Annotated in this window: 20 protein-coding genes; 6 read left to right on the top strand and 14 right to left on the bottom strand. The window is 72.3% G+C overall.

Annotation, left to right across the window (positions count from 1 at the left end):
- Nucleotides 1-31 precede the first annotated feature (31 nt).
- Nucleotides 32-1,267, top strand: coding sequence for a GDSL-type esterase/lipase family protein (locus VTA80_RS09655; RefSeq protein ID WP_407345278.1), 1,236 nt, complete (start codon nucleotides 32-34; stop codon nucleotides 1,265-1,267).
- Here VTA80_RS09655 and VTA80_RS09650 read toward each other — a convergent pair.
- The gene (locus VTA80_RS09650) at nucleotides 1,254-2,465 is read right to left on the bottom strand and encodes an MFS transporter (protein ID WP_407345276.1); all 1,212 of its coding nucleotides are present in this window, start codon (nucleotides 2,463-2,465) and stop codon (nucleotides 1,254-1,256) included. The genes VTA80_RS09655 and VTA80_RS09650 overlap by 14 nt on opposite strands.
- Nucleotides 2,458-3,105, bottom strand: a complete 648-nt coding sequence (locus VTA80_RS09645) for a TetR/AcrR family transcriptional regulator (RefSeq protein ID WP_407345275.1) — start codon at nucleotides 3,103-3,105, stop codon at nucleotides 2,458-2,460. Before VTA80_RS09645 ends, VTA80_RS09650 begins: the two co-directional genes overlap by 8 nt.
- Nucleotides 3,106-3,192: 87 nt before the next feature.
- Here VTA80_RS09645 and VTA80_RS09640 point away from each other — a divergent pair, with 87 nt between their 5' ends.
- Complete coding sequence (locus VTA80_RS09640) at nucleotides 3,193-3,858, top strand: methyltransferase domain-containing protein (RefSeq protein ID WP_407345273.1); 666 nt, start codon at nucleotides 3,193-3,195, stop codon at nucleotides 3,856-3,858.
- 15 nt (nucleotides 3,859-3,873) lie between these two features.
- Here the strand turns inward: VTA80_RS09640 and VTA80_RS09635 are convergent, their stop codons facing one another.
- The 6 genes from VTA80_RS09635 to VTA80_RS09610 all read right to left on the bottom strand — a co-directional run bounded on the left by VTA80_RS09635 (nucleotide 3,874) and on the right by VTA80_RS09610 (nucleotide 10,378).
- Complete coding sequence (locus VTA80_RS09635; protein ID WP_407345271.1) at nucleotides 3,874-4,356, bottom strand: DUF1269 domain-containing protein; 483 nt, start codon at nucleotides 4,354-4,356, stop codon at nucleotides 3,874-3,876.
- 665 nt (nucleotides 4,357-5,021) lie between these two features.
- Nucleotides 5,022-5,561, bottom strand: a complete 540-nt coding sequence (locus tag VTA80_RS09630) for a DinB family protein (RefSeq protein WP_407345269.1) — start codon at nucleotides 5,559-5,561, stop codon at nucleotides 5,022-5,024.
- 48 nt (nucleotides 5,562-5,609) lie between these two features.
- Entirely contained in the window at nucleotides 5,610-6,059 is a 450-nt protein-coding gene (locus VTA80_RS09625; RefSeq protein ID WP_407345267.1) for a DUF779 domain-containing protein, read from the bottom strand.
- Nucleotides 6,059-7,069 carry an alcohol dehydrogenase AdhP gene (gene adhP, locus VTA80_RS09620; RefSeq protein ID WP_407345265.1) on the bottom strand — a complete coding sequence of 337 codons (1,011 nt, stop codon included), beginning with the start codon at nucleotides 7,067-7,069 and terminating at the stop codon, nucleotides 6,059-6,061. Before adhP ends, VTA80_RS09625 begins: the two co-directional genes overlap by 1 nt.
- A gap of 138 nt (nucleotides 7,070-7,207) precedes the next feature.
- Complete coding sequence (locus tag VTA80_RS09615) at nucleotides 7,208-8,731, bottom strand: aldehyde dehydrogenase family protein (protein ID WP_407345263.1); 1,524 nt, start codon at nucleotides 8,729-8,731, stop codon at nucleotides 7,208-7,210.
- A 144-nt stretch (nucleotides 8,732-8,875) separates the two neighbouring features.
- On the bottom strand, nucleotides 8,876-10,378 hold the full coding sequence (locus VTA80_RS09610; RefSeq protein ID WP_407345261.1) for a GAF domain-containing protein: 1,503 nt from the start codon (nucleotides 10,376-10,378) through the stop codon (nucleotides 8,876-8,878).
- A gap of 231 nt (nucleotides 10,379-10,609) precedes the next feature.
- On the opposite strand from VTA80_RS09610, the gene VTA80_RS09605 reads away from it, so the two are divergent.
- Together VTA80_RS09605 and VTA80_RS09600 are read left to right on the top strand one after the other, a co-directional pair.
- Entirely contained in the window at nucleotides 10,610-11,215 is a 606-nt protein-coding gene (locus VTA80_RS09605; protein WP_407345259.1) for a TetR/AcrR family transcriptional regulator, read from the top strand.
- Nucleotides 11,216-11,454: 239 nt separating this feature from the next.
- The gene (locus VTA80_RS09600) at nucleotides 11,455-12,582 is read left to right on the top strand and encodes a hypothetical protein (protein ID WP_407345257.1); all 1,128 of its coding nucleotides are present in this window, start codon (nucleotides 11,455-11,457) and stop codon (nucleotides 12,580-12,582) included.
- Nucleotides 12,583-12,716: 134 nt separating this feature from the next.
- Here the strand turns inward: VTA80_RS09600 and VTA80_RS09595 are convergent, their stop codons facing one another.
- A complete protein-coding gene (locus VTA80_RS09595) occupies nucleotides 12,717-14,660 on the bottom strand; it encodes an NHL domain-containing thioredoxin family protein (protein WP_407345255.1) in 1,944 nt (647 codons plus the stop codon).
- Between the two features lie 139 nt (nucleotides 14,661-14,799).
- A complete protein-coding gene (locus tag VTA80_RS09590) occupies nucleotides 14,800-16,929 on the bottom strand; it encodes a prolyl oligopeptidase family serine peptidase (RefSeq protein WP_407345253.1) in 2,130 nt (709 codons plus the stop codon).
- Nucleotides 16,930-17,009: 80 nt separating this feature from the next.
- On the opposite strand from VTA80_RS09590, the gene VTA80_RS09585 reads away from it, so the two are divergent.
- Complete coding sequence (locus VTA80_RS09585; RefSeq protein WP_407345251.1) at nucleotides 17,010-17,492, top strand: hypothetical protein; 483 nt, start codon at nucleotides 17,010-17,012, stop codon at nucleotides 17,490-17,492.
- A 75-nt stretch (nucleotides 17,493-17,567) separates the two neighbouring features.
- Here VTA80_RS09585 and VTA80_RS09580 read toward each other — a convergent pair whose 3' ends face one another.
- On the bottom strand, nucleotides 17,568-19,616 hold the full coding sequence (locus tag VTA80_RS09580; protein WP_407345249.1) for a cytochrome c oxidase assembly protein: 2,049 nt from the start codon (nucleotides 19,614-19,616) through the stop codon (nucleotides 17,568-17,570).
- A gap of 236 nt (nucleotides 19,617-19,852) precedes the next feature.
- Here VTA80_RS09580 and VTA80_RS09575 point away from each other — a divergent pair, with 236 nt between their 5' ends.
- Nucleotides 19,853-21,649, top strand: a complete 1,797-nt coding sequence (locus VTA80_RS09575) for an MDR family MFS transporter (RefSeq protein WP_407345247.1) — start codon at nucleotides 19,853-19,855, stop codon at nucleotides 21,647-21,649.
- Here VTA80_RS09575 and VTA80_RS09570 read toward each other — a convergent pair.
- The 3 genes from VTA80_RS09570 to pdhA all read right to left on the bottom strand — a co-directional run bounded on the left by VTA80_RS09570 (nucleotide 21,539) and on the right by pdhA (nucleotide 25,343).
- Nucleotides 21,539-22,990, bottom strand: a complete 1,452-nt coding sequence (locus VTA80_RS09570) for a dihydrolipoamide acetyltransferase family protein (RefSeq protein WP_407345245.1) — start codon at nucleotides 22,988-22,990, stop codon at nucleotides 21,539-21,541. The genes VTA80_RS09575 and VTA80_RS09570 overlap by 111 nt on opposite strands.
- A gap of 152 nt (nucleotides 22,991-23,142) precedes the next feature.
- The gene (locus VTA80_RS09565; protein WP_407345243.1) at nucleotides 23,143-24,195 is read right to left on the bottom strand and encodes an alpha-ketoacid dehydrogenase subunit beta; all 1,053 of its coding nucleotides are present in this window, start codon (nucleotides 24,193-24,195) and stop codon (nucleotides 23,143-23,145) included.
- Nucleotides 24,192-25,343: a pyruvate dehydrogenase (acetyl-transferring) E1 component subunit alpha gene (gene pdhA / locus VTA80_RS09560; RefSeq protein WP_407345241.1), complete on the bottom strand. Its 1,152-nt coding sequence runs from the start codon at nucleotides 25,341-25,343 to the stop codon at nucleotides 24,192-24,194. Before pdhA ends, VTA80_RS09565 begins: the two co-directional genes overlap by 4 nt.
- Nucleotides 25,344-25,472 lie beyond the last annotated feature (129 nt).

Here is a 25,472-nt window from a genome sequence, read left to right as displayed (position 1 = left end):
GGTTGGGGCATCCGGTTGGCACACTGCGGTGGTGATCCCCCCGCTGAGCGATGTCCCGCACGTCCCTGCAGCTCGGGTGGCCGACTGGACCACCACCCCCCTCGACGAAAACCTCGTGCGTGGCGCGCTCGACCTGGAACGCACCACGCTGGGCGTGCTGCCGCACCGACTGCCCGCCTGGGCCCGCCGGCAGTTCCCCGACGAGTACCTGGCCATGGTCGAGTCCCAGCCGTCCGGGGTGCGGCTCGCGTTCCGCACCCGGGCCACCGCCATCGAGCTGGACACGCTGCGCACCCGGACCGTCTACCAGGGCGCCCCGCTCCCCCCGGACGGCGCCTACGACCTGGTGGCCGACGGCGTCCTGATCGCCCGGTCCAGCGTGACCGGCGGCAACCTCCGCACCGTCGACATGGCCACCGGGTCGGCTGAGTTCACGCCCGGCCCGCCCGGCACGGTCCGGTTCACCTCGCTCCCCGCGGGCCTCAAGGACGTCGAGATCTGGCTGCCGCACACCGAGGTCACCGTGCTGATCGCGCTCCGGACCGACGCGCCCGTCGAAGCGACCGGAGACCGCGGCCGCCGGGTGTGGCTGCACCACGGCAGCTCGATCAGCCACGGCACCAACGCGCCGGGCCCGACGGCGAGCTGGCCGGCGCTGGCCGCCGCCGCGGGCGACGTGGCGCTGATCAACCTGGGGTTCGGCGGCAACGCGCTGCTCGACCCCTTCGTCGCACGCACCATGCGCGACACCCCGGCGGACCTGATCAGCGTCAAGCTCGGCATCAACCTGACCAACCTCGACCTCATGCGGCTGCGCGGCTTCGCCCCCGCGGTGCACGGCTTCCTCGACACGATCCGCGACGGGCACCCCACCACCCCGCTGCTGGTGGTGTCGTCCGTCCTGTGCCCGATCCAGGAGGCCACCCCGGGCCCACTCCTGCCGGTGTTCACCGAGGGCAAGCTGAGCTTCCGCGCCACGGGCGATCCCGCGGACCCGAGCCGGCTGACCCTGGCCGTCATCCGGGACGAGCTCGCCCGCCTGACCGCCGCGCGGGCGGTCGACGACCCGAACCTGTACTACCTCGACGGCCTCGACCTGTACGGAGAGGTGGACTTCGCCGAGCTCCCGCTGCCCGACGACCTGCACCCGAGCGCCGCCGGACACGTCCGGATCGCCGAGCGGTTCGTCGAGCGGGCCTTCGGTGCCGGCGGCGCTTTCGCGGTCAACGGCGCGGCGGTCAACGACGCGACAGTCAGCGGCCAGTAGGCAGGGCGGACACCTCCGCGCGCCCCATCGCCCCCTGCCACAGGACCAGCTGCAGCAGCCCGAGAACCAGGACGTACGGCAGCAGCGTCCAGATGCCGACGCCCTGCCCGATCGCCCCGGCCAGCCACGGCAGGGCCGCGCCCCCGACGACCGAGACGGCATTGAGCGCCCCGATCGCCGTCGGGACCAGGGCGGGCGGGGCGAGGTCGGGGACCAGCGCCATCGCCGTCGGGAACAGCGGTCCGAGGAAGAACCCGACGAGCGCGAACCCGGCACCGACCAGCGGGCCGGGCACCGCCCAGGTGAGGGCCGTCGCGCCCACCACGCCGACCAGGCAGCCGAGCATCATGCGCCGGGGCGTCACACCCAGCCGACCCGCGAGCGGGCTGATGACGAACCGGCCCGCGGTCAGTCCGAGCCAGTAGGCGCTCACGGCGTACCCGGCCGCGAGCGCCAGCCGGCCCTGGTCCTCGACCAGGTACGTGTACGCCCAGTTGCCCAGGCTGACCTCGAGCCCGACGTACACGGAGAGGAAAGCCGCCGCGAGCATCACGGCCGGGCGGCGCAGCGCCTGCGCGAGCAGCCCGTCGCGCGGCGAGGAGCGCACCGCGGGTCGCGGCGCGGACTCGTGGCGCCCGGGCAGCGCCACGGCGAAGCCGACGAGCAGGGCCGCGGTGAGCGCCGCAAGCACGAGGTAGACGGCGGTCCACGGCACGGACCGCAGCATCCAGGCCGCGAGCAGCGGGCCGAGGAGCGCCCCGACGCCGAAGAAGGCGTGCAGCCGGTTGAGCAGCACGGTCGCCGAGGGCAGGCCCGAGAGGTACACGTTGAGCACCGACTCGAGCACCCCCATGCCGTACCCGGCCAGGACCTGCACGACGACCAGCACGACGAAGGACGGGCGCGCCGCCGTGATCAGCGCCGCCACGAGGTAGCCGGCACAGCCCAGGAGCAGCGCGAGCCGCGTGCCGAGTCGACCGATCAGCGCCCCCGTGCTCGCCCCCGCGAGGAAGAACCCGGCGGAGAACGTGAAGAAGGTGAGGCCGATCGTGGCCATGTCGATGTCGTAGTCACGGATCTGGGCGGGCAGCAGCACGCCACCGACCCCCGCGCTGAGGCCGACGAGGATGAAGGCGGCGTACGACAGGACGACCGGCAGCGGCCAGGCCCGACGTGACCACCGGACGCCGTCAGGCATGCGGAGACCCGGTGCCTCTCGCGCCGCCCGGAACCGTCAGGAGCGCCAGGGTCAAGGCGACGAGCTGAGCCTCGACGGCTGAGGGATCCTCGGCGATCGCCGTGCGGAAGGTTCGCGCGGACACCAACGAGAGCAGCCACCAGGCCCCGGCGACGGGGTCGACGTCGGCGCGGACCTCCGACGCCTCCTGACCGCGCGCCAAGAGCTCGGTGAGGGCCGTGGCCACGCGCCGGATCGTGCTCCGGGCAGCCTCGCCCACGCCGGGGTCGGAGGTGAGCGACCCCGCCTCCGCGAACAGCGCACCGAAGGCGCCCGGCGCGTGGATCTCGTCCAGGTGCCCCGGGGACAGGATCATCGCGAGCACCTCCGACACCGAGCCGCCGCGAACAGCCGACGACGACAGCGCGTCGCAGGCGGTCGTCGCGACCCGGTCCAGCACGGCCGCGAACAGTGCCGCCTTGGTGCCGAAGTTCTGGAAGACCACCGGTTCGCTGACCCCGATGCGCGCCGCGATCGTCGAGACCTTCCCGCGTCGGTAGCCGACCTCGGCGAAGACCTCCGTCGCCGCAGCCAGGATCGACTCGCGCCGCTGGCCGGCACTCATCCGCACGCGTGGGGAGACCACCTCAGACTCGGTCACGTGCTGCATCGTAGTTGCCCCTTGCGCACGCGGCTTAGTCGTGGGTAAGTTGTTCCTACTTAGTCGGCACTAAGAACGGAGCACCTCATGGGACTGGGAACCTTCCTGCACGGCGACCCGCAACCGAGCACTCCGGGAGTGACCGTCGGACCGGCCCGGACCTACGAGCTCTTCAGCACTGTCGCCTTCGGTGGTCGCCGGCGGAAGGTGTTCACGAGGCTCGTCGACCTCAGCGGCGCCGGCCCCGGCGACCGGGTGCTCGACGTCGGCTGCGGGCCGGGGTTCCTGACCAGATTGGCGGCCGACGCCGTCGGGCCCGGCGGCACCGCCCACGGGATCGACCCCTCGCCGAGCGTCATCGCCTACGCGCGTCAAGCGACCGTCGAGGCCAACTGCTCGTTCGATCTCGGAGTCGCCGAGAACCTGGACGCCCCGGACGGGACGTTCGACGTGGTGCTCTCGTGCCTGATGATCCACCACCTCCCGGCGGACCTCCGACCTCAGGCCCTCGCGGAGATCTTCCGGGTGCTCCGACCCGGCGGTCGACTCCTCGTCGCGGACTTCCGCCCACCGAGGTCCCGGGTGGGCCGGCATCTGGTGGGCGCCGGGACCGGCTCTCAGATGCAGCACAACCCGATCCATCTGCTCGAACCGTTGGCCCGTGACGCGGGCTTCGAGGTTGTCGGTCGCGGGGACCTGCGCCCCTACCTGAGCTTCGTGCAGGCCAGGCGACCGATCCCCGTCGCGGAGTAGCGCTTCTCTGCGTCGTCAGCCGAAGGCCTCGTTCAGCTGCCGCTCCTCCGTGGCACTGAGGTTCGAGGTGACGAGCGTGCTGTGCAGGCCGTGGAACCGTTCGGCGATGCGATCGAGGTCGCCGTCGGTGGTCACGACGAACAAAGCCGAGGTCCCGGGGACCACCTCTTTCTTGAGGGTGTCGAACTGCTCCTTGTTGATCCCGACGCCCTCCATCGACTTGTTCGCGGCGCCGAGCGCGGCGCCGGCGGCCGCGCCGAGCAGCGGCACGAAGAACAGGCTCCCGAGCAGCACGCCCCAGAAGGCTCCCCAGCCGGCGCCCCGCCGCTCGTCGTCGTGCGGCTGGTGCACCGTGGGCTTGTTCGCCCCGAGCGGCCAGCTCACGACGGCGTGGTCGACGATCTTGACCAGGCCCTGCGACGCCGCCGAGCGCAGGATGTCGGCCGCCTCCTGGGCGGCGTCGGGGGTCTCGTACTTCCAGACGGTGAACGTGGTCATGGCCGACTCCTTGGCTTCCGGGGACCTCCGAGGACCTACCCGCCGATTCTGCGCGGCAGGTCGGGGTGCCGCCTCACCCGCGGTGCGTGAGGTGCCGGAAACGTTCACGGAATCGTCGCGCGTCGCTCACCAGGTCCACCCACGCCGCGCCTACCCTGAGATCAGCGAAGGCCCCTCGGAACAACGGTCCGAGGGGCCTTGCTGTGATCGCTTGTCCAACAACCGGTCACCCGGCGCTTCTTGACTCCGCTTCGACGCTGCGGATTGGTGCGTCCCCCGGTCACCCGGGTTCTCGACCTCTCGCGATCAACCTTCCGGTCCGTGCAGACCCTGTGTCGTCATCCACAGCCTGCTGAGTTTCCCCACCAAGATGGCCCGCCGTTATCCGGTCAGCTCGGACGCTGGTTTTCCGTCGCATTCTTCGGGTTTCCCCGCTCTCCGCCTCGGTCCTGCGTGTCCGATCACCCCTGTCTAGCCCCGTCCGGGTGGCCCCGCAACCGCTTGGAGAGCCGACTTTTCGGACATCGTGGATCCACAGGTTCGTCCACACCTGTGTGTGCGCGAGTGGCGCTCTATCCACAGGCCTGTGGACGGATTTGGTGGACAGTTCACCGTGCATTCACCCTCTGACGGCTGCTGCGGTGAGACCGTGCCCGCGACACCGGTCACGCACCGACGTCGTGCAGGTGATGGACCACGTCGTGCAGGTAGTACTGACCGAGGGTCGCGACCGTGAACCGCGAGCCGTTCGAGCGGCGGCCGGACCGCGCGAGCTGGTCGGGGCGGACGGCGTCGAAGCGGTCCGCCAGCGCCGCGGCCTCGACCGCGAGCTCCGCCGCGACCGTCGACGGGACCTGCCGGTCGTAGCGGTCCGCGAGCGCGGTGGCGTCCTGGTCCCAGTTCGCGAACTCGGGGTCGTCCGCCTCGAGCATCGCGGCCAGGCGCGCGGCGAAGACGCGGTTCACGTCCCGCACGTGGGCCGCGTACTCGCACGTCGACCAGGTCGTCGGGTTCGGCCGCTCGGTCGAGTCGGGGCGGCTCAGCGCGGCCTGCCAGCGCGGGGTGAGGGCGCGTACGGTCGCGCCGAGCGTGGCCGGGTCGACCTCGGCCGCCACGAACCCGCACTCCGGGCACGGCCGATCGAGCACCCAGGTCCAGTCCTTGGTGTCGGGCTGCGCGGGCGCACGGGAATCGTCGTCGGCCATGCGTCGAAGGCTACCGACCCGCCCCGGCCGCGAGTGCGGAGCCGCAGCTCAGAGCGCGTCGGCGGCGTCGAGCACGAGCCACTCGTCGTCGGAGAACAGCCGGGACCGGATGAGGAAGCGCACGCCCTCGGGGGCCTCGAGCGAGAAGCCGGCGCCCCGGCCGGGCACGATGTCGATCGTCAGGTGGGTGTGCTTCCAGTAGCCGTACTGGGCGCGACTCATCCACACCGGCACGGTGAATGCTTCCCGGGTCGGTTCCCCCGGACCGGCCGGCTCGGCGGGGATCGCCAGGTCGCCCAGGTGCACGTCGGCGTCGCCCGTGAGGAACTCCCCCGCGGGGTAGCACATCGGCGACGAGCCGTCGCAGCAGCCGCCGGACTGGTGGAACATCAGCTCGCCGTGCTGGGCGCGCAGTTGGCGCAGCATGCCGGCCGCCGCCGGGGTCACCGCCACCCGCTCGGGCAGCGGCGACACGGCGGGGTCGACGTCGGTCGTCATCAGTACCGGACCACCACGCGTCCGTCGATGGCGCCGCGGCGCATCTCGGCGAACACGTCGTTGATTTCCTGCAGGTCACGCTCGTGCACGGTGGGGTGGATGAGTCCGCGGGCGTAGAAGTCGAGCGCCTCGTCCATGTCCTGGCGGGTACCCACGATCGACCCGCGCACGGTGAGCCCCTTGAGCACGATCTCGAAGATCGACGCCGGGAAGTCCCCCGGCGGCAGCCCGGTCAGCACGATCGTGCCGCCGCGCCGGGCCATGCCGATCGCCTGCGCGAACGCCGACGCGTGCACGGCAGTGACCAAGACGCCGTCGGCTCCCCCGGTCGCCATCTGGATCGCCGCCGCCGCATCGACCTCGAGCGCGTTCACGACCAGCTCGGCGCCGTGCTTCTTGGCCAGCGCGAGCTTGTCGTCCGCGATGTCCACCGCCGCCACCCGCAGGCCCATCGCCCGGGCGTACTGGACCGCGACGTGACCCAGACCGCCGATGCCGGAGATCACGACCCACTGGCCCGGCCGCGCCTCGGTCATCTTCAGGCCCTTGTAGACCGTGACCCCGGCGCACAGGATCGGCGCGACCTCGACCGGGTCCGCGCCCGCGGGGATCCGGACCGCGAACCGCGCGTCGACCACCATGTACTGGCCGAACGAGCCGTTGACCGAGTAGCCGGAGTTCTGCTGCTGCTCGCACAGGGTCTCCCAGCCGGTACGGCAGAACCGGCACGTGCCGCACGCGGACCAGACCCAGGCGTTGCCGACCATGTCGCCCACCGCGTGGTTCGTGACCCCGGCACCGAGCGCGACGATCTCGCCCACGCCCTCGTGGCCGGGGATGAACGGCGGTGACGGTTTGACCGGCCAGTCGCCCTCGGCCGCGTGCAGATCGGTGTGGCAGACCCCGCTGGCGATGAGCTTGACGAGCACCTCGCCGGGGCCCGGCTCGGGCATCGGGACCTCCTCGACACTGAGGTCGTGGCCGAGTGCAGTGACGAGAGCAGCCTTCATGGTCGACACAGTGATCACCTGTCCGTCGTTGACTTCCCCTGCGCTTCGATCGTGACGGCTGGAGCCGTCGGGCGCCTCCCGACGGCCCCAGCCGCACCCCCCAGCGGGCCGCACGGCCCGCTGGTCCCCGTACCGGGGCTAGAAGAAGCCGTCCGGCTTCTCCGTGTACGACACCAGCAGGTTCTTGGTCTGCTGGTAGTGGTCGAGCATCATCTTGTGGTTCTCGCGGCCGATGCCCGAGCCCTTGTACCCGCCGAACGCGGCCGCCGCCGGGTACGCGTGGTAGCAGTTGGTCCACACGCGACCGGCCTGGATCTCGCGGCCGGCCCGGTAGGCCAGGTTGGCCTCGCGGGTCCAGACGCCGGCCCCGAGCCCGTAGAGGGTGTCGTTCGCGATCGTGAGCGCGTCGGTGTAGTCGTCGAAGCTCGTGACTGCCAGGACGGGGCCGAAGATCTCCTCCTGGAAGATCCGCATCGAGTTCTTGCCCTCGAAGATCGTGGGCTGCATGTAGTAGCCGTCGGCCAGGTCGCCGTCCAGGTGGTTGCGCGCACCGCCCGTGACGAGCTTGGCGCCCTCGGCCTTGCCGATCTCGATGTAGCTGAGGATCTTCTCGAGCTGGTCGTTGGACGCCTGCGCGCCCATCATCGTGGTGGTGTCGAGCGGGTTGCCCTGCTTGATCGCCTGCGTGCGCTTGACGGCGTCGCCGAGGAACTGGTCGTAGATCGACTCCTGGATCAGCGCCCGGGACGGGGCCGTGCAGACCTCGCCCTGGTTGAAGGCGAACATCGTGAAGCCCTCGAGCGCCTTGCTGTAGTAGTCGTCCTGCTCGCGCGCGACGTCCTTGAAGAAGATGTTCGGGCTCTTGCCACCGAGCTCGAGGGTGACCGGGATGAGGTTCTGGCTCGCGTACTGCATGATCAGCCGGCCCGTGGTGGTCTCGCCGGTGAAGGCGATCTTGCGTATGCGCGGCGAGGACGCGAGCGGCTTGCCCGCCTCGACGCCGAAGCCATTGACCACGTTGAGCACGCCCGGGGGCAGCAGGTCGGCGATGAGCTCCATCAGCACCAGGATCGACACCGGCGTCTGCTCGGCCGGCTTGAGCACGATCGCGTTGCCGGCCGCGAGCGCCGGGGCGAGCTTCCAGACGGCCATGAGCAGCGGGAAGTTCCAGGGGATGATCTGCCCGACGACGCCGAGCGGCTCGTGGAAGTGGTACGCGACCGTGTCGTCGTCGATCTGCGAGATCGACCCCTCCTCGGCCCGGAGCGCGCCGGCGAAGTAGCGGAAGTGGTCGATGGCGAGCGGCAGGTCGGCGCCGAGCGTCTCGCGCACCGCCTTGCCGTTGTCCCAGGTCTCGGCGATCGCGAGCATCTCGAGGTTCTGCTCGATCCGGTCGGCGATCTTGTTGAGGATGACCGAGCGCGCGGCGGCGGTCGTCTTGCCCCAGGTGCGGGCGGCACCGTGCGCGGCGTCCAGCGCGCGGTCGATGTCCGCCGCGTCACCCCGGGCGACCTCGGTGAAGGTGCGGCCGGTCACGGGCGAGGGGTTCTCGAAGTACCGTCCCGAGATCGGCGCGACGTACTCGCCGCCGATCCAGTGGTCGTACCGCTGGCGGAAGGTGACAATGCTGCCGGGCGTGCCGGGCGCTGCGTAGATCGTCATGAATCTCCTCCATGCACGGGACTGGCGGCCGCCGAGGTGGCCGGCCGATCCAGGGGCGCCGCACCGTTGCGGCGCGCCACGAAGGGGAGGTTAGGACGGCATACGTTGCGCGGAGGTTGCACGCCGTAGACGGCGCCGGACCGGTCAGTTTGTCGCGGAACGCCTGGTACGCACCGGGACGTCACCGGCGGATCGGACCGGCGCGACCCCGAGCTCACGGTCGAGCACGTCGGCGTGCGCACGTGCGCGGATCCACCCCGGGGTCCCGACCGGATGCAGCGTGAGCAGTCGCTGCCACGCCGCCCAGTCGTCGGCGCCCGCCGGTCCCAGCGTCCACGCCTCGAGCGCGTCGACGTCGGCGGTCCGGGCCAGCGCCGCCCGCAGCTCGGCGTCCAGCTCGGCGCGCAGGGCCACCACCCCGGGCGCCTCCGAGCGGGGCAGGACCGGACCGCGGTAGGCCTCGACCGCGCCCGCGACATCCCCCACGGCCAGGCGCGCGCGCACGTCGTCGACGTCCGTGCGGAGCTGGTCACCGGGGCGGTCCGACAGCCGGTACGGCCGCGAGTCGCCGAGCAGCGGGCCGACCACGCGCCGCAGGCGCGACATCTCCGCCCGGACAGTGACGTCCGAGAGCGTGCCCGGGTGCAGCAGCGTCGCGAGCTCCTCCCCCGTGAGCCCGCTCGGGTGCCGGCGCAGCAGCACGAGCAGCTCGGCGTGCCGCAGCGTGAGCGACTGGCGCGTCTCGCCGCGCACCAGCAGGCCCGACGACGTCCCGAGCACCTCGAGCAGTCCCGTCGCTGCGGGCGCCGGCTCGACGGGTCCGAGCGCGCCGACGGCACGAAGCTCCCGCGCGACCGCGAGCACCCCACCTGCCCCGGACGTGCGCGCGCGGGCTCGCCGGACCGTGGCGTGCGGGTCGGCGTCGGCGTCGGCCAGGCGCGCCCGCAGGGCCCGGACTGCGAGCTCGGACTCCATCGCGGCGACCGTGGCGCGCACCAGCGACGCCATCTGCGGCGAGGCGGCCGGATCGCGCCCGGTGACGTCGAGGACTCCCAGCGTGCGGCCGGTGACGGGGTCGTGCACCGGGGCGGCCGAGCAGCTCCAGGGCTGCACCGCGCGGGTGAAGTGCTCCGCGGCGAAGATCTGGACCTCGTGATCGGTCGCCAGCGCCATGCCGGGCGCGTTGGTGCCGGCGTCCTGCTCGCGCCAGCGCGCACCCTCGACGAACCCGACCTGCTCGACGGCGCGCCGCACCGTGTGGTCCCCCTCGACCCAGAGCAGCCGGCCGGCGTCGTCGGCGAGCGCGATGAGCATGCCCTCGGATCCGGCGCCGTCGATCAGCAGGCGGCGCACGATCGGCATGAGCGGCGCGAGCGCGTGCCCCCGGCGGTACGCGGCGAGGTCCACCCCAGCGAGCTCGACCGGCGGGCTCGGCCGCTCCGGGTCGACACCGCTGCTGCGGCTGCGCAGCCAGGACTCCATCACGACGCGGCGCACCCACGAGCCGCGCTCGCGGGGTGACGCGGAGCCGTCGTCGGGCAGGCCACCGCCGGTGACGAAGAGCTCGTGGGCCGCGCGCAGGCGCGCGGCGAGCTCGGTGGGGTCGGCCCCGCTGGGCCAGGCGATCCATGGGCTCGTGGTCGTCACGCGGGAACTCCCCTCGACGTCGCAGTCGGGCGGTGCGGGCGGGTGCGGGCTGGTGCAACTCGGTACATCTGCGCACCGCACTGCCGTGGCGGTGTGGCGTGGGACACGTTCTGACAAGAACCGTAACCCGGCCGCGCCTCCCGCACACGGGCTCTGCACTTTCGGGGGCGCCGCACTTTCGGGGGCGCTGCACTTTCGGGTATGTGCTGACAGATCGTGAGAAGGTGTCAGATGCCCAAGATCATCGGCGGGTCGCTCGCCGAGCACCGCAGCCGCACGCGCGAGCGCCTGTTCGAGGCCCTGGCCGCACTGATGGCCGAGCGGGGTTTCGACGCCATCACCTTCGCCGAGATCGCCGCGAAGGCGGGGGTCGGCCGCACGGCGGTCTACAACCACTTCCCCGACAAGGAGGCGCTGCTCCTCGGGTACATCACGCACGAGACCGAGGAGTACCTGGCGTGCCTCGAGCGTGCGCTCGTGGGGGTCGACGACCCGGTCGAGCAGCTGCGCGCGTACGTGCGCCAGCAGGCCCAGCTCAAGCGCGTGTTCCACCTCGCGCACGGCCCGGACCTGCGCGAGGTGCTTTCGCACGGGACCCAGCAGCGGCTGCGCGAGCACGTGGTCGGCGTCGAGGAGATCCTGCGGCGCATCCTCACCGCCGGGATCGAGTCCGGCGCGCTGCCCGCGCAGGACCTCAGCACGACCATGCCACTGGTGCACGCGTGCCTGTCCGGCCGGGGCGTGCCGGTCTTCGGCCCGGCCCGCGAGCAGGCGATCGACGCGACCGAGACGTTCGTGCTCCGCGCCGTGGGCGCCCGCCTCCCGGCACTCGTCTGAGGTCTCACCTGAAGCCGCAGATCTGAAACCCTTCCGCCCAACCCGTACCCGACGACCCGACCCCCAGCACCAGCACCCGCACTTTTCGCGTCGTCGGCGCGCCCCCGCGGCGTCGAACCCGGGGAATTGGTCGGTTTCTCGCCTCAAACCCGACCATTTCCCCGGGTTCGTTTCGTCCGGTGCGCGGGTGGGTAGGCCGTGAGGCTCAGATTCGGGTCTGGGGTGTCGATGCGGGAAGAGTGGGTATCTCACTCTTCTGGCGGGGGCGGGCTGCGGCCCGGCGGACTCGCGTCCCCGTCGCCGTCGCCGCGGTGGCGCTCGTCTGGTTCGGTCCGGGCCAGCTCGCGCTCGCGGACGTCTCCACCGGCGCGCCGGCGAGCTCGACGACAGCGGCCGCCGCGGGGTTGAACCCCGGTTCGATCGCGGCGCTCGGTGCGGCTGCAGCCGATATGGCGGCAGGCAGCAGCGCGGCCGGCGAGCGCGCGGTGGCGCTCACTCTTCCGCGCGAGCTGCGGCTGGACTCCACGGCCGACGCGGCTGTCCAGGTGGCCGCGCTCGACGCACGACTGGCGGTCCTTGTCGCCACCCTGACCAGGGCCGACGCCGCCCTGTCGTCCTCGGTGGGCAAGGTCGACCCGTCCCTGCGCGACCCCCTGGCCGACGCCGCCGCCACGCTGCGGTCCCTGCGCGGGCAGCGCACCCAGCCCTCGATCCCCGCGGCGACTGCCGCCGTCGGTCGACTAACCGGGCCGGTCGTCGCGGCCGCGGCAGCCTTCGACGTCGAGCAGGCACGGCTCGCTGCCGTGGCGGCCGAGAAAAAGCGTCTTGCCGCCGAGGCCGCCCGCGCCGCCGAGCAGGCTGCGGCGGCGAGCCGCGCGGCCGCCGTCGTCGGCGCGGGGGCTGGAGCTGGAGCTGGCACGGCTGCAGGGACTGACCTGACCGCCGTCGGCGAGGCGACGCTCCGATCGCTGCCGGGGAACGCGGGGGTCCACCTGGCGTGGAACCACCCCGCGATCGGCTCGCACCTCGGCGGGGTGTTCCTCGATCAGGACGCCGAGATCATGATCAACGGACGGCAGCTGAGCGCGACGCCGGGCCGCACGGCGAGCGTCGTCATGCACGAGATCGGGCACATCTACCAGGCCCGGATCATCGCGGCGGACGCGCCGACCCGGGGCGGCTGGTCGGCGTCGTACGGGGTGCTCGTGTCGCGGCTGGACGCGATCTTCGGCGGCAACGGCGTGGAGCGCGCGGCGGACTGCGTCGCCCTGAGCTCGGGCGCAACCTGGACGGCCTACACATCCGACTGCGCCACCCCAGACCGCCAGGCAGCGGTCCAAGCCCTCAAACAAACCCGCATGCCCTAACCCCCTCCCACTACCAACCCCCGCCCGGTCCCGCCGGGTGCTGCCGGTGCTGCCCGCGAACTCGGAGGTTTCGTCCGAGCTAGGACACTGCAGTGTCCGAGTTCGAGGCAAACCTCCGAGTTCACGGGCTGGGGTCAGCCCAGGAGGGGGAGGGTCAGGGTGGTGGTGGTGCCGGTGGTTCTGATCGGGATGCCCCAGTCCTGGGTGTTCAGGTGGCACGCCGGGTAGGGGATCGACGGGTCGGCGTCGCAGCTCGCCGCGTGCGCGGTGACGTGCAGGACGCCGTCGGGCACGGCCGGGTTGAGGATGACGTCGCGCGCGAGGTCGACGCCGTCGCCGGCGCCCGCGAGCAGCAGCTCGGGCGGGGTCGAGGACACCTGCAGGCGCGTCGACGGGCCGTACCGGTCGTCGTACTTCTGGCCCGCGGCGGGGGTGAAGACGACCTCGACGCGAAACGGTCCGGGCGCGACGTCGGTCACCGGGCGCTGCGTGCGGTGGGCGCCGGCGTCGAGGATCTCGCCCGCCACCTCCCGCGGCAGGCGGATGCGGGTCAGGCGGTGGGCGGCCGACTCGACGACGACGAGCTCGACGTCGCCGTCGTCGCCCGGGGCCAGGACGACGACGCCGCTCGGCTCGGCCAGGTCGCGCGCGAGGGTGGTGACCGCTCCCGGTCGGCCGTCGGCGCCGGGCGCGTACCGGCGGATCGCGCCGTTGTAGGTGTCGGCGATTGCGATGGACCCGTCGGGCAGCACGGCGACGCCGAGCGGGTGCTGGAGCAATGCCTGGTCGGCTGGGCCGTCGCGGAAGCCGAAGTCGTACAGGCCGGCGCCGACGGCGGTCCCGACGGTGCCGCGGGGCGCGGCGTCGGCACCAGCATCCGCGGCCACATCGCGGGTGGCCTCGGTGTCAGCGTCGACCGCGAAGTCGAGGTAGCGCAGGGCCGAGACCTCCGAGTCCGCGAGCCAGACGCGCCCGCCGGCGTCGACCGCCAGCCCGGAGGTCTGCGCGAACCACGCCTGGGCGACGGGTCCGTCCTGGAGCCCCTCGTTCATCGTGCCGGCCAGGCGCCGGATCGTGCGGGACGCCGGATCCAGCGCCCAGAGGGTGTGGTTGCCCGCCATCGCGACCACGAATGCGCGGGCCCCGTCGGACCACACGACGTCCCACGGGGAGGACAGCCGGACCGCGAGCGGGTCGCCGGCGGCCTCGTCGCCGTTGTCCTGGCCGCCGACCATGTACTGCTCGCCGGTGCCGGCCACGGTGGTCACGTGCCCGTCGCGCAGGCGGACCCCACGCAGGGCGTGGTTGACCGTGTCGGCGACGAGCACGTCGAAGCCCAGGGCGGTACGCCACTGCGCCGGGACCTCGCACAGCCCGTTCGGCTCGCTGAAACGCGCGTCGGTCGGGTCGCCGTCGGCCAGGCCGCGAATGCCGGAGCCGATGCGGCGCACGAGCGTCTCGCCGTCGGCCGCGAGCTCGGCGAGGCTGTGATGACCGGCGTCGGCCACGAGGAAGGTCCCGCTCGTCAGCGCGATCGCCTTCGCGGGAAAGCGCAGCGTGCCCGACGACGGCGCGGGGGCGACGTACGGACCGTCGCCGCGGTGCAGGGTGCCTTTCGCCTCGTGCTCGCGCGCGAGGTCGGCGATCAGGATCGAGAGGTTGTGCGCGTGCCCCTCGCCCGCCATCTGGGCGACGATGTACCCCTCGGGATCGATCACGACGAGGGTCGGCCACGCCCGTGCGGTGTACGCGGACCAGGTGGTCAGCTGCGGGTCGTCGAGCACGGGGTGGTGCACCTCGTACCGTTCGACGGCGGCGGCGAGCGCGACCGGGTCGGCCTCGTGCGCGAACTTCGGCGAGTGCACCCCGACGATCACCAGCACGTCGGCGTACTGGCGCTCGAGCTCGCGCAGCTCGTCCAGGACGTGCAGGCAGTTGATGCAGCAGAACGTCCAGAAGTCGAGCACGACGATCTTGCCGCGCAGGTCCGCGAGGGAGACGTCGCGCCCCCCGGTGTTGAGCCACCCCCGCCCGACGAGCGGGGACGCACGAACCTTGGGAAGAAGAGAGGAAGCCACCCCCCATCCTCCCCCACCCCCGGCAACCCCCACCGGACCCACCGCGCCCACGGTGGCCGCCGAACTCGGAGGTTTCGTTCGAACTAGGACACTGCAATGTGCGAGTTCGACGCAAACCTCCGAGTTCGCGGGCCGGGGGTTAGCCCAGGAGGGGTGGGAGGGGGCGGGGTTCCTTGTTGACTTGCTCCGACAGGAAGGACGTCACCACCTGGTACCAGATGATCGCGTGCTGGGGGGCCAGGACCCAGTGGGTCTCGTCGGGGAAGTACAGGAAGCGGTGCGGGGTGATGCCGGCGTCGTCGGCGGCCAGCGCGGAGCGGGACAGCAGCTCGTACCAGAGGCGCAGGCCCTCGCCGATCGGCACGCGGTAGTCGTGGTCGCCGTGCACCACGAGCATCGGGGTGGCGATCTGCTCGACGAACCGGTGCGGGGAGTTCGCCAGCGCCATCTCGTCGGTCATCTCGCGGGCCCAGTAGTAGGCGGCGTCCGTCGTCGGGCCGAACTGGTCCAGGGCCCACAGGCTCGCGTGGGTGACGATCGCGTCGAACCGGTCGGTGTGGCCGGCGACCCAGTTGGCCATGTACCCGCCGAACGAGCCGCCCATCGCCGCGGTCCGGGTGGAGTCGATGTCCGCGCGCGCGCAGGCCTCGTCGGTGATCGCCATCAGGTCGGTGAACGGCGCGGCACCCCACGCGCCCCAGCCGCGCTGGATGAACGCCTGGCCGTACCCGGTGGACAGCGCGGGGTCGGGCAGCAGGACGGCGTAACCCTCGGCGACCAGCAGCCACGGGTTCCAGCGCCACGACCAGCCGTTCCACGACCCGAGCGGGCCGCCGTGGATCCACAGCAGCAGCGGCGCGGGGTTCGTGGGGCCGGTGCCGGCAGGCTGCGCGAGCCAGGCCCGCACGCGCACGCCGTCGGCCGTGGTCGTCTCGACCTCGGTGAGCGTGCCGGGCAGCTCGGGGGCGCGCGCCGGGGCGGGCAGCGCGACGGCCTTGACCGGGCCGTTCGCCGCGCGCGCGAGGTCGATCCGTACCGGGTGCGCCGGGGCGAGGTAGGACGTGCGCAGGGCATACGCGACGTCGCCCGTCGGGCTTATCTGGAGGTCGCTGAACGCGGCGTCGTCGATCGTCACGCGGGACACATCGCCGGTGTGGGCGTCGATGCGGAAAACCGGCGCGCGGCCGTCGTCGTCGGCCACCACCAGCACCGCGGACGAGTCCGGCAGCCACCGCACACCGTGCGGCCAGCGATCCCAGGTCTCCGCCAGCGGCCGCCACGACCCGCCGGCGATCGCCACGATCGCCAGGCTCACGCGGGGCGCGACCAGCGGCGTGCTGATCGTCTCGCGCGTGAACGCGACCCAGGCGCCGTCGGGCGAGATCACGGGGGCGCCGAGGTCCGCGTCGGCGTCGTCGACCAGCGTGCGCCGCTGGCCGGTCGCGGTGTCGATCGCGACGAGGATCGAGCGCTGGGCTCCGCGCGCGAGCGGGAGCTGCCAGGTCGTCACGACCGTCGCGCCGGCCGGGGAGATGTCCGCGGCGGTCTCGTGCAGCGCCGGGCCGACGGCGGGGGTCAGGTCGCGCAGGTCGAGGTGCGGGTCCGGCTCGCCGGCCCGCGGCGCGACCAGCTCGCCGGTGATCCGCGCGGTGAGCAGGTGCGGCGTGGCCGGGCCGAGGTCGTGGTCCCAGTAGCGCACCGGGTACCCCGAGTGCAGGATCGCGGAGACCTTCTTCTCCTTGCGCGCCGTGCGCAGCTGCTCGTCGTGCTCGGTGTCCCGCGCGCCGGGCAGCACGTCGGAGCTCACCACCACGACCCGCGCGCGCTTGGCGACCAGCGGGTGCCCGACGCCGCCGGAACGCGCGGCCACGACGCGCGCCTCGGCGCCGTCCGCGGGCAGCAGCCACAGGGCCGACGGCGGTTCCTCCTCGCCGTCCTTGCCGGTCGGGTCGGGGCGGGCGGAGGTGAACAGCAGGTCACCCGTGGAGGTGAACGCCGCACCCTGCTCGCCCTGGCGGGACCGGGTCAGGCGCCGCGCCGGGCGGTGCCCCGCCGGGTCGATCTCCCACAGCGCGGAGACGTACTTCACGCCCTTGTCGTCGAGGGTCGCGACCGAGGTGACCAGGCGCTTGCCGTCCGGGGACAGCGTGAGGCCGGACTCGCGGGGCAGCGCGACGTAGCGGGCCAGGTCGTGGAACGGGGTCGCGGGCTCGGCTGCGGGGGCGGGTTCGGGGGCGGCAGATTTGGGGGCGGTGTGCTCGGTGGTCACCCGACCGTCCTATCACGCCGTCCTGTCACGGCCGCCCGGGCGAACTGGCGCAGCCGGTAGCGTGACCGGCAGGGGGACCGATGCGCAGGAGGCTCCAGCACACGAAAATCGGCGCGGCCGCGACCGCGGCGATCCTCGGCGCGCTGACCGTGACCGCGCTGGGCGCGTGCGGGTCGTCGTCGGCCGCGCCGGTCAGCACCGAGCGGTTCACCGACGCGGTCGAATCCGCCGGTCTGACCCGCGAGCCCCTGACGATCGCTGACGTCATCGGCTCCGGGTGGGACCAGGGCGTGATGGTCTGCCCGTACGACCCCGTCGACGCCGTCGAGTCGGCCATCGGCACGCCGTGGACGCAGGCACCCTCCACCGCGAACGAGGACCTCGCGTACGTCGTGGTGGCCACCGGGGACACGGTGCTCGCCACGATCCGGCTCGACCGGTCTGTCGTCGACCCATGCTCGGGGACCACGTTGCTCTCGCAACGCTCCTTCGGGCCGACGATGGCGTTCCGCGTCGGCCGGGCGCCCTGGGGCAACGGCTGGATCCTCGGTCCGGACGGCTGAGGTCCTGAACGGCTGAGGTCGTGAACGGCTGAGGTCGTGAACGACAGAACGCAGCCGCCCGACCGAGCGCGCGGGCTACTGCGGGGCGGAGTCCCGGTCCGCGATGCGGGCGAGCATCGCGTTGTACTCGTCCATCTCCACGTCGCCGGCGCGCTCGACCTGGCGGTCCCGGCGGCGCGCGGCCCGCTCGTCGTCGCGCGACCACGAGAACGCCACGATGATCGCGAGCGCCAGCGTGGGCAGCTCGCCGATGCCCCAGGCGATCGAGCCGCCGATCTGCTGGTCGGCGATCGCCGTCGGGCCCCAGGGGCGCCCGAGCAGGCCGAACCAGTCCGCCACGAGCAGCGCCTCGGAGCTCACCAGCGTCACGCCGAAGAACGCGTGGAACCCCATCGTGGCGAACAGCAGCAGCAGCCGCTGCGTGTACGGCAGCCGGCGCGGGCCGGGGTCGACACCGATCAGCGCGTTGACGAACAGGTACCCCGCGAGCGTGAAGTGCACGACCATCGCAAGGTGGCCGACGTAGTACTCGAGGGAGTACCGGAACAGGTCGGTGTAGTAGAAGAGGATCATCGAGCCGGCGAAGTTCACCGCCGCCACGATCGGGTTGGCGAAGAACCGCGCGACGTGGCTGTCCACGATCGTGAGGATCCACTCGCGCGGGCCGCGGGAGTCGTCGGCGCGGGACGGTAGCGCGCGCAGCGCGAGGGTCACCGGCGCGGCGACCACGAGGAAGATCGGGATCACCATCACCAGCGTCATGTGCTGGACCATGTGCCCGCTGAACAGGATGTGGCCGTAGACCGCCGGTCCGCCCGACGTCGTCCAGCCGAAAATGACCATCCCGACCAGCCACGACGCCGTCCGCAGCCACGGCCACGCGTCGCCGCGGGCGTGCAGCCGGCGCACCCAGCGCAGGTAGACGACGATCCCCGCCACGGCGACCCCGGCGAGCAGGATGTCCCAGCGCCACTGCGTGAACCAGGCCGGGACCGTGCCCTCGGGCGGGAGCAGATGCCCGGTGACCAGCTCGGCGGCGGTGGGGTCGGTCGGGGGCGCGGGCACGACCGGCGGCGCGGTGGAGGCCAGCGCGACCGCGACCCCGGAGACCGCCCCCATCACCAGGAGCTCGACCGCGACCAGGCGCCAGAAGAGGCCGGTCGCGCGCGAGCTGCGGGCGCCGTCGGGCCCGGTGAGCTGCGGGATCACCGCGCGCCGGTAGGTCCAGCCGATCGCGCCGAGCGCGGCGAACAGGACGACCTTGCCGAGCACGAGGACGCCGTACCGGGTGCCGAGCCCGTCCAGGCCGCCGAGCCGGACGATCGCGTTCACCGCGCCGGAGACGGCGATCGCCACCAGGCACCACGCGGCGATCGGCGAGTAGCGTGCGACGGCGGGCCCGAGGTCGGCGCCCAGCCGCCCGTTGAGCACACCGAGGGCCGCGATCGCGCCGATCCAGACCGCCGCGCCGACCAGGTGCAGGAACATCGACGAGATCGCGAGCTCGTGGTTCGTGGTGCCCGCGGCGTGCCCGGTCTGGGACTGCAGCACCAGGGCGAGGACCGCGAACGCCGTCGTCCAGGCGGCCCCGGTCGGGGTCGCGACGGCGAGGGCGAGGACGCTCGTGAGGGCGGCGACGACGGTGACCCACAGCAGGGTGCGCCCGAGCGAGATGTCGCTGACGAAGACGCCGAGCTCGGCGCCGAAGGTGTCCCCGCCGATCGGGCGGCCGGCGACGCTCGCGTAGGTCAGGACGAGCTGGACCAGGCTCAGGCCGGTCCACGTCGCGGCCGCGACGCCGGCGAGGGTGAGGACGGCCGGGTAGGCGCGACCGTCGACCACGGTCCGCGCGCGGCGCTGCTGGCCGCGCTGGCCGGCGGCGGTCCGGGCGGCCGGGGCCCGGCGGGGCAGCACGCACACCGCGAGCACGAGCGAGCCGATGGTGAGCGCGGCGGCGAGCTCGACGAGCGTCTGGCTGAGCGGCAGGCCCCAGCGCACGACGGCGCCCGGGTCGCGCAGCAGGACCGGCGTCGCCCCGCCCGAGAAGGCGACCGCGCCGACGACGGCGATCACCGCGGCGCCGATCAGCGCCAGCAGCCGCCGCAGGTTCCACCGGTGCTCCACCCGCCCAGGGTAGGCGACCCGGGCCTGCCCGGTGGTCTGCGCGAGGGACGAGACCGGGGCTGTCGGAGGCTCGGAATAGTGTCGCCGATCAGGTCGTTCTTACGATTTGTCCCGCCGTCACCGGTCGGTTGGTCCGCCTTGGGGACCACCGCGCGGGGCCGACGACGCGTCCGACGAGTTCCCCGGCACCACCCGAGAGGCCCCCCGTGCGCAGAGCAACCAGTCAGGCCGGTCCGATGCGGACCGCGACACCGATCGGTGCGCCCACCCACCGCCAGATCCTCACGATCCTCGGCGGGTTGATGATCGGGATGTTCCTCGCCGCGCTCGACCAGACGATCGTCGCGACCTCGATCCGTACGATCGGCGACAGCCTGCACGGCCTGTCGCTGCAGGCCTGGGTCACCACGGCGTACCTCATCACCTCGACGATCGCGACGCCGCTGTACGGCAAGCTCTCCGACATCTACGGGCGCAAGCCGTTCTACCTGCTCGCGATCGTGCTCTTCCTCATCGGGTCGCTGCTGTCCGGCACCGCTGACTCGATGTACCAGCTCGCGATCTACCGCGGCGTGCAGGGGCTGGGCGCGGGCGGGCTGATGTCGCTGGCGATCACGATCCTCGGTGACCTCGTGCCGCCGCGCGAACGGGCCCGGTACCAGGGCATGTTCCTCGCCGTGTTCGGCACGTCCTCGGTGCTCGGACCGGTCATCGGCGGGTTCTTCGCGGGCGCGGAGACCATCCTCGGCATCGCCGGCTGGCGCTGGGTCTTCCTCATCAACATCCCGATCGGGATCATCGGGCTGGTCGTCATCACCCGGGTCCTGCACCTGCCGCCGCTTCCCAAGGTCAAGCGCCGGATCGACTGGCAGGGCGCGCTCGCCCTGGTCATCGGGCTGGTGCCGCTGCTGCTCGTGGCCGAGCAGGGGCGCGCGTGGGGCTGGGACTCGTCGCGGTCCTTCGCGTGCTACACGCTCGGCGTCGTCGGTATCGCACTCTTCCTGCTCGCGGAGCGCGCGGCGGGAGCCGACGCCCTGCTCCCTCTGTACCTGTTCCGCAACCGCACGTTCGCGATCGGCGCGGGCACCAACACGATCATCGGCCTGGGCATGTTCGGCGTGCTCGCGACGCTGCCGCTGTACCTGCAGATCGCCAAGAACATGTCCCCGACCGAGGCCGGCCTGACCCTGATCCCGCTCACCTTCGGGATCATGGGCGGATCGATCATCGCCGGGCAGCTCACGTCCAAGACCGGGCGGTACAAGATCTTCCCCGTCATCGGGACCGTGCTGCTCACCCTCGGTGCGCTGCTGCTGTCGCGGATGACGGTCGACACCTCGCTCGTGGTGATCGGCGTGTACTCGGCGATCTTCGGGTTCGGGCTGGGCCTGTGCATGCAGCCGCTCATCCTCGCCGTGCAGAACGCCGTCCCCGCGAAGGAGATGGGCGTGGCGACGTCGTCGTCCCTGTTCTTCCGGCAGGTCGGCGGGACGCTCGGGACGGCCGTGTTCCTGTCCATCCTGTTCTCGACCGTCGGGGACAACATCGCCGCCGCGTTCAAGACGATCGCCCCGACCGCCGACTTCCAGGCGGCGCTCGCCGACCCGGCGGTGCTGGCCAACCCGGCGAACAAGCCGGTCCTCGACATCCTGTCGAGCGGGTCGGGCTCGCCCAGCATGCTCAACGACTCGTCGTTCATCTCTGCGCTCGACCCGCGCCTGGCCCGGCCGTTCCAGGTCGGGTTCGCCGAGTCGATCGACCTCGTGCTGCTCATCGCCGCCGGGGTGATGGTGATCGCCATCGTGCTCGCGGCGCTCCTGCCCGAGCTGCCGCTGCGCAACGTGTCCGGGATCCAGGGCCGGGTGGACGCCGAGGCGGCCGCCGCGGCGCTGGACACCGAAGCGCAGACCGAACCGTCGGGGTCAGCCCCAGACGAGCGCCTGGGACGGGTCTTCGAGGACGGCAGCGACGTCGGCGAGGAACAGCGCGCCGAGCGCGCCGTCGACGAGCCGGTGGTCGAACGACAGCGCTAGCTGGGTCACCCACCGCTTCTTGATCCGGCCGTGGTGCACCCACGGCTGCTCGCGGATGGCGCCGAACGCCAGGATCGCGGCCTCGCCCGGGTTGAGGATCGGGGTGCCCGTGTCGATGCCGAACACGCCGACGTTGGTGATGGTGATCGTGCCGTCACTCATGTCGGCGGGCGTGGTCCGCCCCGCGCGGGCGGTCGCGGTCAGGGTCGCGATCTCCTGGGCGAGCTCCTTCAGGCCCAGGCGGTGCGCGTCCTTGATGTTCGGCACGACCAGGCCGCGCGGGGTCGAGGCGGCGATCCCCAGGTTCACGTAGTGCTTGTAGACGATCTCCTGCGCGCCGTCGTCCCAGCTCGCGTTGATGTCCGGGTGGCGGCGTACCGCGAGCAGCATCGCCTTGGCGGTGATCAGCAGCGGCGTGACCCGGACCCCGGTGAACTCCTTGTCCGTGCGCAGCCGCGCGACCAGCTTCATCATCTTGGTGACGTCGATCGTGTGGAAGCAGGTGACGTGCGGCGCGGTGAACGCGCTCGTGACCATCGCCTCGGCGGTGCGCTTGCGGACCGACTTCACCGGGACACGGGTCTGGCGGCCACCGGCGGACACCTTGCCCGACGCGAGCCACGGCTGGTCGTCGCCCGGGTAGGTCGACAGCGTGCGGGCCTCGCCCTCGGCCGACTTCGCCAGGACGTCCTCGCGGGTGACGATCCCGCCCGGTCCGGTCGGCGCGATCGACTCGAGGTCGACCCCGAGGTCCCGCGCGAGCTTGCGGACCGGCGGCTTCGCCAGGACGCGCGAGGCGGAGGATGACTCGGCCGGCGTCGCCGGCGTCGCCGACGAAGCGGGGGGTGCCGACGGCGCCGTCGTCGTCCCCGTGGGTGCGACGACGGCAGCCGACGAGACCCGGCGCGGGCGGCGAGTGGCGGCCGCGCCCGAGGTGCCGTAGCCGACGAGCACGGCTCCCCCGGCGGTGTCGGCGGGTGCGGTTGCGGCTGGAGCGGGGTCGGACGACGCGGTGTCGGACGACGCGGAGTTGGACGACGCAGGGTTGGACGACGCAGGGTTGGACGACGCAGGGTTGGACGACGACGTGTCCGGCGCCGGGACCGCTGCCGGGCCGGTGGGGTCGACGTCGATTGTGATGATCGGGACGCCGACCTCGACCGTCTCGCCCTCCGCGGCGTGCAGCGCCGTGACCACCCCGGTGTAGGGGCTCGGCAGGTCGACGATCGACTTGGCCGTCTCGATCTCGACGATCGTCTGGTTCACCACCACCGCGTCCCCGACGCCGACGTGCCAGGCAACGATCTCGGCCTCGGTCAGTCCCTCACCGGCGTCGGGCATCCGAAATGACTCAAAGGAAGGCACAGATCCTCCTGGTAGAAACCAGCCGCCGAACTCGGAGGTTTGACTCGAACTCGCACATCACAGTGTCCGAGTTCGACGCAAACCTCCGAGTTCGCGGGGCGGGGGTGGGGGTGGAGATGGGTGGGGAGTTAGTACGTAAGGGAGTGGGTTACTGCGTTGAGGATGCGGTCCAGGTTGGGGAGGTAGGACTGCTCCAGCTTGTTGACCGGGTAGGGGGTGTGGAAGCCGCCGACACGCAGGACCGGGGCCTCGAGCTCGTAGAAGCAGGCTTCCGTGACCCGGGCCGCGATCTCGCCGCCCGCGCCGTAGAACACCGGGGCCTCGTGCACGACGACGCACCGGTGGGTCTTGCGTACGGACGTCACCAGGGTCTCGGTGTCCAGCGGGGAGATCGAGCGCAGGTCGACGACCTCGATGCTGATGCCCTCGGCCGCGGCCGCCTCTGCGGCCTTGAGCGCGGTGGCCACCGTGGCGCCGTAGGCGGCGATCGTGACGTCCGTACCCTGGCGGGCGACCCTGGCGGAGTCCATCGCCAGGACCCCGCCGTGGGCCATAGTGCCGCCTGCGGACGACGCGCCGTCGGCCGCTGTGACATCGGCCGCTGTGACGGTCACCGAGACATCGACATCGCCCTTGTCCCAGTACCGGCCCTTGGGCTCGAAGAACATCACCGGGTCGGGTGAGGCGATGGCCTGCTGGATCATCACGAACGCGTCGTTCGGCGAGGCCGGCGTGATCACGCGCAGCCCCGGGGTGTGGGCGAACAGCGCCTCGGGCGACTCGCTGTGGTGCTCGACGGCGCCGATGCCACCGCCGAAGGGCACGCGGATGACCACCGGGACGTGCAGCCGGCCGCGCGAGCGGTAGCTCATCTTGGCGAGCTGGGTGGTGATCTGGTTGAACGCGGGGAAGATGAACCCGTCGAACTGGATCTCGAGGACGGGCCGGTAGCCGCGCAGCGCGAGCCCGATCGAGGTGCCGACGATCCCGGACTCGGCGAGCGGGGTGTCGACCACGCGGTCGGCGTCGAAGTCCTTCTGCAGCCCGTCGGTCACCCGGAACACACCGCCCAGGGTGCCGATGTCCTCCCCCATGAGCAGGACCTTCGGGTCCGTCTCGAGCGCACGGCGCAGCCCGGTGTTGATCGCCTTGGCGAAGGTCATGCGTTCGACGGCGGTCATCGGTGGGCCCCCGCGTCGGTCGTGCCGGTCGCGTCGTCCGCGAAGGACGCTTCGTACTGCGCGAACCACGCCCGCTCGTCATCGACGATCGCGTGCGGGCTGGCGTAGACGTGGTCGAACATCGTCGCGACGTCGGGCGCCTGCATGGCGCGCACGGCGGTGCGCAGGCGCTCGCCGAGGGTGGTGGCTTCCGCCTCGAGCGCGTCGACGAACGCGTCCGGGAGCTCGCCGTCGGCGACCAGCAGCAGCCGCAGCCGCTCGATCGGGTCGCGCTGACGCCAGTACTCCTCCTCGGCGGAGGACCGGTAGCGGGTCGGGTCGTCGGAGGTCGTGTGCGCGCCCATCCGATAGGTGAAGGCCTCGATGAAGGTCGGGCCACCGCCGGAACGCGCGCGCTCGAGCGCCTCGGCCGTCACGGCGTAGGTCGCGAGCACGTCGTTGCCGTCGACCCGCACGCTCGGGATGCCGAAGCCCTCGCCGCGGCGCACGAGCGGCACGCGCGACTGCTTGGTGGTCGGCTCGGAGATCGCCCACTGGTTGTTCTGGCAGAACAGCACGAGCGGGGCGTTGTTGACCGCCGCGAACACGAGCGACTCGTTGAGGTCACCCTGCGAGGTGGCACCGTCGCCGAAGTAGGTGATGACGGCGGTGTCGCGCGCCGGGTCACCGGTGCCGACCAGCCCGTCGCGCTGCACGCCCATCGCGTACCCGGTCGCGTGCAGGGTGTGCGCGGCGATGACCAGCGTGTACAGGTGGAAGCCGTGCTCAGTCGGGTCCCAGCCGCCGCCGTGGTCCACCCCGCGGAACAGCCGCAGGATGTCCGTCGGGTCGATGCCGCGCGTGAAGGCGACGCCGTGCTCACGGTAGGAGGGGAAGGCGTAGTCGTGCGGCGCGAGCGCCCGGCCGGAGCCGACCTGAGCGGCCTCCTGGCCGAGGCACTGGGCCCACAGGGCGAGCTCGCCCTGGCGCTGGAGCGAGGTCGCCTCGTTGTCCAGGCGCCGGACGAGCACCATGTCGCGATAGAGACCGCGCAGGGCGTCGGGCCCGAGGTGGGCGATGCGGGAGGAGTAGTCCGGGTGGTCCACGCGCTCCCCGGTCGGGGTGAGCAGCTGAACCGTGTCGACCTCCGGGTTGCCGGTAAGGCTCACGCGGGTCTCCTTCGCGGGTGGCGCCGAGGCGCGACATGCAGTCCGTTCGAACCTACGTCAGCGTAGGCTACGGAACCGTAACCTCGTGTTCCTAGGTCCTGTACAAGCCACTGGTCGGGCATGTGTACG

Source organism: Pengzhenrongella phosphoraccumulans (assembly GCF_045689905.1).
Taxonomy (GTDB): domain Bacteria; phylum Actinomycetota; class Actinomycetes; order Actinomycetales; family Cellulomonadaceae; genus Pengzhenrongella; species Pengzhenrongella phosphoraccumulans.
Note: the sequence above shows the minus strand (reverse complement) of the source record. Positions and strands in the feature narration are given on the sequence as shown.